The organism is Idiomarina sp. 017G, assembly GCF_004362265.1.
Lineage (GTDB): Bacteria > Pseudomonadota > Gammaproteobacteria > Enterobacterales > Alteromonadaceae > Idiomarina > Idiomarina loihiensis.
The window spans coordinates 186,425-195,588 of sequence record NZ_SNWT01000004.1 but is presented as its reverse complement, the minus strand read 5'-3'; the positions used below and the strand labels follow the sequence as shown (position 1 = coordinate 195,588).

Annotated in this window: 5 protein-coding genes; 4 read left to right on the top strand and 1 reads right to left on the bottom strand. The window is 51.1% G+C overall.

Features of this window, described 5'->3' with window-relative positions; genetic code table 11:
• Positions 1-100 precede the first annotated feature (100 nt).
• A complete protein-coding gene (locus tag DEU30_RS07845; RefSeq protein WP_227016338.1) occupies positions 101-547 on the top strand; it encodes an efflux RND transporter periplasmic adaptor subunit in 447 nt (148 codons plus the stop codon).
• Between the two features lie 8 nt (positions 548-555).
• Complete coding sequence (locus tag DEU30_RS07840) at positions 556-3,657, top strand: CusA/CzcA family heavy metal efflux RND transporter (RefSeq protein WP_114981847.1); 3,102 nt, start codon at positions 556-558, stop codon at positions 3,655-3,657.
• A 333-nt stretch (positions 3,658-3,990) separates the two neighbouring features.
• Here the strand turns inward: DEU30_RS07840 and DEU30_RS07835 are convergent, their stop codons facing one another.
• Entirely contained in the window at positions 3,991-4,869 is an 879-nt protein-coding gene (locus tag DEU30_RS07835) for a LysR family transcriptional regulator (RefSeq protein WP_114981848.1), read from the bottom strand.
• Between the two features lie 106 nt (positions 4,870-4,975).
• Here DEU30_RS07835 and DEU30_RS07830 point away from each other — a divergent pair, with 106 nt between their 5' ends.
• Positions 4,976-6,043, top strand: coding sequence for an efflux RND transporter periplasmic adaptor subunit (locus DEU30_RS07830; protein ID WP_114981849.1), 1,068 nt, complete (start codon positions 4,976-4,978; stop codon positions 6,041-6,043).
• On the top strand, positions 6,043-9,096 hold the full coding sequence (locus DEU30_RS07825) for an efflux RND transporter permease subunit (protein ID WP_114981850.1): 3,054 nt from the start codon (positions 6,043-6,045) through the stop codon (positions 9,094-9,096). The genes DEU30_RS07830 and DEU30_RS07825 overlap by 1 nt, the downstream gene beginning before the upstream one ends.
• Positions 9,097-9,164: the final 68 nt, after the last annotated feature.

The following is a 9,164-nucleotide window of genomic DNA, read 5'->3' as shown; positions in this document are numbered from 1 at the left end:
GATATTACCCTCGTTCAATAAAAAGGCGGCCGCAACGTTATCCGATGCGACCGCCTTCTAAACCGACAGCCAGTTAGCTTAACTGACAAGCATTAGGCGAATGGCCCATATTTCTTCTGAGCACTTCCCTGGCGGCCACTGGATGAACACCATTGACTACATTTATCCGCAAGTTGATCCGGTAACCCAGACCATCAAAGTCCGTATTCCGGTTAATGACTCCATTGATCGGCTGCGTGAAGGACTCTGGGCGACGGCTCATATTGAACTGGAGGCAGTAAAAGATGCTGTGGTTGTGCCGGTTGCCAGCTTAATTGTCACCGGAGCCAATAACCGTGTGGTGGTAAAATCCGGAGCGCGCGAATTTGAAGTGCGCGAAGTGACGACCGGGCTGCGTGTGGGTAACCAAATAGCCATTGAAGAAGGCCTGCAGGAAGGTGAGTTAGTGGTCACTTCCGGGCAATTCCTTCTGGATTCAGAGGCCAGCTTGCAAGGTCTGGGTCTGGATAGCAGCGATGATGCCCCTGCGCCACAACATAACCACTAGGAGGTTTTATGTTAGCTCGTATTATTGAAGCCTCCATACGTAATTCGTGGATGGTGTTACTGCTGTTCTTTGGTTTGGCTTTCTGGGCCTGGCAGTCGCTGCAGCAAACCAAACTGGACGCAATACCGGACTTGTCAGAAGTTCAGGTTATCGTCAAAACCAATTACCCGGGACAAGCGCCGGCGGTAGTGGAGGAGCAGGTGACCTATCCGCTCTCGAGTGTGATGCTGTCCGTACCTAAAGCCACCTCAGTACGCGGGTTCTCTTTTTTTGGCGACTCCTACGTTTACGTTATTTTTGAAGACGGAACCGACCCTTACTGGGCCCGAAGCCGGGTGAACGAATACCTGGATCAGGCGCAAAACCAGCTTCCGGACCAAGTTAGGCCGGAGTTAGGCCCCGATGCGTCCGGTATTGGCTGGGTGTATCAATACGCATTGGTTGATGAGACCAACCAGCGTAACCTGGGTGAACTAACCCGCCTGCAAAACTGGTTCCTAAAACAGGAGCTGCAAAGTGTGCAGGGGGTAGCAGAAATTGCAACGGTTGGCGGTATGGTCGAAACCTATCAGGTGGTGCTGCAGCCGGAAGCCTTGCATCGTTATAACCTCACCCTGAACCAGGTAAAACAAACCATTCAGCAGGCCAATAACGAAGTGGGCGGCTCTGTGGTTGAAATGGGTGAAGCTGAATACATGGTGCGCGGCTTAGGGTATTTAAAAAGTGTCGAAGACATTCGCAAAATTCCCTTGCCGCTCACATCAGAGCAGCAGGGTACTGTGCTGTTGGAAGAAGTGGCTGATATTCGCATTGGGCCGCAGGTGCGCCGCGGTATTACCGAGCTGAATGGTGACGGCGAAGTCGTGGGTGGTATTGTGGTCATGCGTCATGGCGAAAATGCCCTACAAACCATTGCCGCTGTTAAAAACAAGCTGGAGGAGCTGAAGCAGGGTCTGCCCGACGGCGTCAAAGTGGTGCCGACCTATGACCGGTCAAGCCTGATTGAAGCCTCAACGGACAACCTCATCACCAAATTGATAGAAGAGATGTTCTTTGTTGCTGTGGTGTGCATCTTGTTTCTCTGGCATGCGCGCTCAGCGGTGGTGGCCATTATCAGTTTGCCGCTGTCGGTGTTGTTCGCGGTGTGGATAATGAACATGCTGGGTATCAGTGCCAACATTATGAGCCTGGGGGGAATCGCCATTGCCATTGGTGCGTTGGTGGATGCTGCCATTGTCATGATCGAAAACACCCACAAGCATCTGCAGAACTATCAGGAACGGCATCAGATAGTAGCTAAAGGCGCCGCGCGGCTTAAAATTGTCAATGAAGCCTGTCGCGAAGTGGGGCCTTCGCTGTTCTTCTCGCTACTGGTCATTACCGTCAGCTTTGTTCCGGTGTTTGTGCTGCAAGGCCAGCAAGGGCGTCTGTTTGAGCCTTTAGCTTATACCAAAACTCTGGCCATGGCCGCTGCCGCAATTATTGCCGTGACACTTATTCCCGTGCTGATTGCGTTACTGGTGCGCGGGAAAATACCCGCTGAAGAAAAGAACTGGCTGTCTCGCGGTTTAATTGCGCTTTACCGACCACTGCTGGCTTTCACACTTAAGTTCCCTAAAACCATTATTGTACTGGCTCTTTTGATCACCACATCTGCCTGGCACCCGTATAAGCAGCTTAATTACGAGCTGATGCCGCCGCTACATGAGGGCGACCTAATGTACATGCCCACCACACTGCCGGGCATCAGTGTTGAAAGTGCCGGTAAGCTGTTACAGCAAACCGACAAGCTCATTGCTGCGCAGCCCGAGGTTGAGCGCGTATTCGGTAAAGTTGGTCGTGCTGACACCGCCACCGATCCTGCGCCAATGACCATGATAGAAACCAGCATTACGCTGAAGCCGGAAAGCGAATGGCGTGAAGGAATGACGGTAGATGACATTATTGCTGAGCTGGATGAGCGGGTGCAAATACCCGGCGTGACTAATGCCTGGGTACAGCCCATTCGTACCCGCATTGAAATGCTGGCCACCGGCGTTAAAACCCCGTTGGCTATTAAAGTCAGCGGTAGTGATTTTCGTGAAATAGAAAAACTGGCCACCCGTATTGAAGATACGCTTTCTGAACAGGGGGCAACGGGTTCTGTTATTGCAGAGCGCTCTGGTGGCGGTCGTTATATAGAAATTGAGCCGAAACTGCGTGAAGCTGCCCGTTACGGCATTAGCCAAAGCGACATTCACGATCATATTCAGTACGCCATTGGTGGAGCGAATATTGCGACATCGGTACAGGGCAATGAGCGTTTTCCTATTAACCTGCGTTATCCGCGAGAGCAGCGCGACCATATCGAGAAGCTGAAAACCCTGCCAGTTAAATCGGCTTCCGGGCAGTGGCTGACTCTGTCCGATGTCGCCGATATAAGGGTAACTCAGGGCCCAGCTATGCTGAAAAGTGAGGACGCCCGCTTAAGCAGCTGGATCTTTATTGAACCAGCGAAAGGCCTCACGGTTAGCGACTACATTAATCAAGTTAGCGATACTATGGCTAAAGTGGAGATACCGGTTGGTTATAACTGGAGCTGGACCGGGCAATACAAAGCCATGCAACAGGTGGAAAGCGACTTAAAAGAGATCATTCCGCTGACGCTGTTGGTTATTTTGCTGTTGTTGTACATGACTTTCCGCTCACTACCGCAGGCATTACTGGTGATAGGGACCTTACCGCTGGCATTAACCGGTAGCTTATGGCTGATTTATCTATTGGATTACAACCTGTCACTGGCGGTTATTGTCGGCATGATAGCTCTGGCTGGGGTTGCTGCGGAATTCGGCGTGGTTATGCTGTTATACCTGAACAACGCCTGGAAAGCCGTGGCCTACGATAAAGATCAGCTAAAAGCAGCGGTGGAAGAAGGCGCGTTGTTGCGGGTACGACCCAAAGCCATGACCGTGCTGACCATTATTGTCGGGTTGCTGCCGATAATGCTGGGTGGCGGTGTCGGTAACGAAGTCATGCAGCGCATCGCCGCTCCCATGGTGGGTGGTATGGTATTAGCTCCGCTAATCTCCATGCTGGTTATCCCTGCCGTGTTCTATCTCGCCCGGAAATAACGCGGCGTAGCCTGACGTTCACGTCAGGTGCGGTGGAGAAAAAGGAGCGCGTAGCCTGACATTTATGTCAGGTGAGGTGGAATATAGCGAGCGCTGGAGGTTGCAGGAACCATTGAGGAGGACGCTCGTAAATACATCCCTGTAGGGCTTGGGCAGCGCCATCCATGGTGCTGCACACCTCCTCAATGGTTCGCCGCAACCGTCAGGCACGCCCACTATCTGCCACCGCACCTGACGCAAACTGCACCGATCTTTCCGCCCGGCATCTCACCTGACATAAATGTCAGGCTACGTGCTGTGATCGTCACGCGCGCAATTCCCCCAAAATTAACGTCAGGCGAAACTTTCCCAAATGGCATTAGCCGCCGGGCCTAAGGTACGGTTAGCTGAGCGTACTAAGTGAATCTCCAAACGCACTTGCTGAACGAATCCGGGAATACTGATTTCAACCAGCTTGCCTTGTTCCAGTGCGTCCAGGGCAATGTGTTTGGGAATAATGCCCCAGCCAAAACCGGCCATAAGCAGTTCAAACTGAGTATTCACCTCATTCACCCTTATGCGCTGCTGGCTGGGAAGGCGTAATACTGCATCCAGATTAATGCCTATTTCCAGATTCTGCGGTACCAGCATAGGCAACTCTAATAAATCCTGGCGGCTTTGTGGCATACGGCCAAACTCTTTCATCAGCGCGGCTGACATCACAACCGTCAATTCAAACGGTGCCACCGGCAAGGTTTCAAAGTCGCCGTACTGGCGAAATAAAGGCAGCCAGGGACACAAAGCTAAGTCGGCGCTGCCGTTATCAATACGCTTCAGCGCCCGCATTTGCGACTCACCGTCTACGTGCAGCTCGGTAGCCGGGTATTGCTGTTGAATGTGCTGAATACTGGGCACCCAGAGTTTGCTGTCACAGGTATGGTCATAGCACAGCGTCAGCAAAGGTTCTGCTCCGTGTTTCAGCTGGTTAGCCAGTGATTGCAGCCGCTGCTGCTGGCGCACCACTTCCTCCGCCTGCCGCAGAAAATGCTGACCCTGTTCGGTCAGTTCCAGGCGATAACCGTCGCGGTTGAATAAGGCGAAACCGGCGTTCTCTTCCAGTTTCTTCAACGCCATACTCACCGCAGACTGTGTGCGGTTGAGTTGCTCGGCTGTTTTTTGCAGACTACCGAGGTTAGCTACGGTGATCATCATTTTTAGGTGAGATAAATTCATTAAATTTTTCTGATTATCTTTTTAATTTTAATTCAATATAACTGTAACTATACTTAGGGTAAACTTATTCCAATTAAATTTCCCTGAAAATATCGGAACTGAATTCATGCGCTGGCTGAAACCTCTTTCTATCGCTCTGGCTGCTGTTGTTATAGCGGCGTGCAGTGAACAAGCAGAAGTTAATGATACTCAACAAGCGCGCCCGGCGCGGCTTATGCAAGTGACTGAAGCTGACGGTCCGCGGTTACGTGAATTCCCCGCGGTGGTCGAGGCGGCTAAAGTGGCGCAATTGACGTTCCGCGTCGCGGGAGAAATTACTGAGTTACCAGCCCGCCCGGGTACCGAAGTCAAGCAGGGCGATCTCATCGCGCAGTTGGACCCAACCGACTACCAACTGGCTGTCGATCAGGCGAAAGCACAATATGAACTGGCATCATCTCAATACGATAGAAACAAAGTTTTGGTTAATGAAGGTGTCATGTCGGAAGGACAATTTGACCAGATAGAGTCAGAGCTCGCAGTGGCAAAATCAAACTACGAAACCGCCAAAGCGAATTTACGCTATACCAAACTGACCGCACCGTTCGATGGCGTTGTGGCGAACCTGGCCGTGGAAGCCTATGAAAATGTGCAGGCTAAGCAGCCTATTGTTACCTTACAAATCAGCAATGCTATTGATATCAGCATTAATGTACCGGAAAAACTTTTTGCCAAGGTCAAAAAACAAATCGATTACCAGCCTGAAGTGCGCTTTGATGCCGCGCCGGAATTCACTTATCCGGCTCACTTAAAAGAGTGGGATTCACAATCGGACGGCGCGACGAATACCTACGAAGTCGTGTTCACACTACCTAAACCGCAAAATATCAATGTTCTGCCGGGTATGACGGCAACAGTTATTGTCGACATTAATGAAGTACTGCGTTCCTCTCAAATAGGCATGGTGGTGCCGGCAAAAGCGGTGTTTAGTGACACAAATGACGCTTCCTATGTCTGGGTTGTTAACGACGATATGCGTGTGCAAAAACGTAAAGTGAATGTCGGACCAATGACCAACGATGGCCTTACGGTACTTGACGGGCTGCAAGAAGGTGAAACCATCGTCATAGCCGGGGTTCATCAGCTGAAAGATAATCAGCAGGTGCGTGAATGGCAACGTGAACGGGGTCTGTAATGAATATAGCTCAATACAGCATGGAGCGAAAAACCACGAGCTGGATGTTATTTCTCATCCTGTTAATTGGTGGTCTGGTTGCCCTGACTCAGCTCGGTCGCCTGGAAGACCCCAAGTTCACAATTAAGCAGGCCATGGTCATTACGCCATACCCGGGCGCATCGGCTCAGCAGGTAGAAGAAGAGGTAACCTATAAGCTGGAAAATGCGATTCAGGAGCTAAGTTACGTTGACCACGTTAAGTCTATTTCCAAGCCCGGGTTGTCGCAAATAACGGTTGAGATGAAAAGCATCTACCGCGAAGAGCATTTGCACCAAATATGGGACGAATTGCGGCGTAAAATTAACGACACCAAAGGTCAGCTTCCTCCTGGCACCAGCGAGCCTATTATTCGCGATGACTTTGCTGACGTGTATGGCGTTATGATGGCCATTACCGGGCCCGATTATTCCTACAAAGATATTGAGCATTATGCTGACTTTTTACGTCGTGAACTGGTTTTAGTTGATGGTGTAGGCAAAGTCACTCTTGCAGGAGAGCAGCAAGAGCAGGTTGTGGTGGAAGTGTCGCGCTCACGTCTGGCAAATTTCGGGGTTCCTCCCAGCCGTATTGCTGGGCTGCTGCAAACTCAGAATGCCGTAGCAAACGCCGGACGGGTAACCGTTGATCAGGAAGCATTGCGCATTGCAACCAGCGGTGAATTTGCCAATGTGGAAGATATGGCAAAGCTGGTTATTAGTAACCCCGGCGCTGAACAGCGTATCTACTTGCGTGATGTAGCGACCATTTATCGTGAAACCAAAGACATTCCGGATCATGTGGTGCGCTATAACGGAAAGGCTTCCTTGTGGCTGGCATTGTCGTTTGCGGATAACGTGAATGTTGTCGAAGTGGGAGAGCGTCTGCAAAAACGAATGGATGAGCTGGAGTATGCTAAGCCGATAGGGATGTCGGTCGACCGTATTTACGATCAGCCGCATCAAGTTGAAAACTCAGTTAATGATTTTCTGCTGAACTTGGTAGAGGCGGTGGCCATCGTTATTATTGCATTACTGCTGACCATGGGCTTCCGTAGTGGCCTGCTGATTGGCACGGTACTGTTGTTGACGGTGCTGGGGACCTTCATTTTTATGCGCCTGGGAGATATTAACCTGCAACGAGTTTCCCTCGGTGCGTTGATTATTGCGCTGGGCATGCTGGTAGATAACGCGATAGTCATTGCCGACGGTATTATGGTCGGTATGCGACGGGGCATGAGTAAAGTGGATGCCGCCGTTAGCGTGGTCAAGCAAAACCAGTGGCCGCTACTGGGAGCGACTGTTATCGGCATTATTGCCTTCGCGCCAATCGGTTTATCGTCAGACGCCACTGGTGAATTTGCCGGGAGTTTATTCTGGGTGCTGCTGATCTCCTTGCTGCTGAGTTGGGTGACTGCACTGACCCTCATTCCGTTTTTAGCCGACCGCTTATACTCTGCGAAGGACATTGGTAATAGCGATGAGCAGGACGATGTCTTTTCTCATCCGGTTTATCGTGGCTATAAGAAAATGCTGGCTGTTTGTTTGCGTCACCGCATTATCAGTATGCTGGTAATGCTCGTGACGTTGGTGGCAGCGGTGGTTGGATTCGGACAGGCGAAACAAGCATTTTTCCCGCCATCGACAACGCCGTTATTTTATGTCGATCTCTGGTACCCACAAGGTACGGATATTCGTCATACCGAACAGGACTCTAAGCGCCTGGAAGACTACTTGCTGGAGAAAAGTGAAGTGACCTCCGTAGCCACGACCATAGGTCAGGGAGCACCGCGGTTTACCCTGACTTATCTGGTGGAAAAAAGTTACGAAAGTTATGCGCAGCTACTGGTACGGGTAGAAGGCAAAGACGCGATGGATGCGTTAATGCGTGACATTCGTGAGCGAATTCGTGAAGAGCATCCGGACGTTGAGGACAAACTGATACGGGTTGAAATTGGTCCGGCTACTCCGGCAAAGATTGAAGCACGTTTTTCCGGCCCGGATATTGGTACCCTGCGTGAGCTAAGTAAAAAGGCCCAGGCTATTCTTGCCGAGGATTCAGGCGCAGTAAACATTCGTTCCGACTGGCGTACGCCGACCAAATTGTTGCGGCCGGAATACGACGAAGCGGCAGGCCGGCGCGCCGGCATTACAAAAGAAGACGTGAACAATCTGCTACTGGCTAATTTTGTTGGCCGGCAAATTGGCATTTACCGCGATGGCACCGATTTATTACCGATAGTGCAGCGTGCACCCGCGGCAGAGAGGGTCGATTTAGACAACTGGCAGGAGCTGCAAATTTACAGTCCGGCGTTCGACCGTTTTGTACCTTTGGCTCAAGTTGCGCGTTCAATTGATGTGGTTTGGGAAGACCCTTTAATACTCCGTCGTGACCGTAAGCGAACACTCACTGTTATGGCCGATCACGACTTACTTGGTGAGGAAACGGCCGCGCAAGTATTTGAGCGGGTCCGGCCTAAGCTTGAGGGTATCGACTTGCCGCTAGGTTACGAATTAACCTGGGGCGGCGAGCATGAAGCCGCCGGTAAAGCCGAAAAAGCGTTGTTTGGTGCCTTGCCCTTAGGTTTTCTGGTGATGTTTATTATCACCGTGCTGCTGTTTAACAGCATTCGTCAGGCCGCTGTGTTGTGGACGACCGTACCACTTTCCATTATTGGTGTGACTGTTGGGCTCTTGCTTTTGGATAAACCCTTTGGCTTTATGGCGTTACTCGGCTTCCTCAGCCTTTCCGGCATGCTGATTAAAAACGGTGTGGTGTTACTGGAACAGGTTAATGCTGAGCTTGACGCCGGTAAAGAAGCAACCCAAGCGTTAAGCGATGCTGCGGTTAGCCGTGTTCGTCCGGTAGGCATGGCGGCAGCCACCACCATTTTGGGGATGATCCCGCTGCTGTTCGATGACTTCTTTGCCAGCATGGCAACGGTCATCATGTTTGGTCTCGGTTTTGCCACTTTGCTGACCTTGTTTGTTGTGCCTGTCATGTACGCCATAGTGCAACGAGTACCGCGCCCGTAACCCGGGCGCATTCACCCCATTTATACCCTGAATTATCTGTTTTATAGCCCCGTGTCATGGGAATTTAA

Bases quoted from the DNA above. Each gene is read 5' to 3' on its own strand.
- DEU30_RS07830 (WP_114981849.1), top strand. From the start codon at position 4,976: ATGCGCTGGCTGAAACCTCTTTCTATCGCTCTGGCTGCTGTTGTTATA.
- DEU30_RS07845 (WP_227016338.1), top strand. From the start codon at position 101: ATGGCCCATATTTCTTCTGAGCACTTCCCTGGCGGCCACTGGATGAAC.
- DEU30_RS07840 (WP_114981847.1), top strand. From the start codon at position 556: ATGTTAGCTCGTATTATTGAAGCCTCCATACGTAATTCGTGGATGGTG.
- DEU30_RS07825 (WP_114981850.1), top strand. From the start codon at position 6,043: ATGAATATAGCTCAATACAGCATGGAGCGAAAAACCACGAGCTGGATG.
- DEU30_RS07835 (WP_114981848.1), bottom strand. From the start codon at position 4,869: ATGAATTTATCTCACCTAAAAATGATGATCACCGTAGCTAACCTCGGT.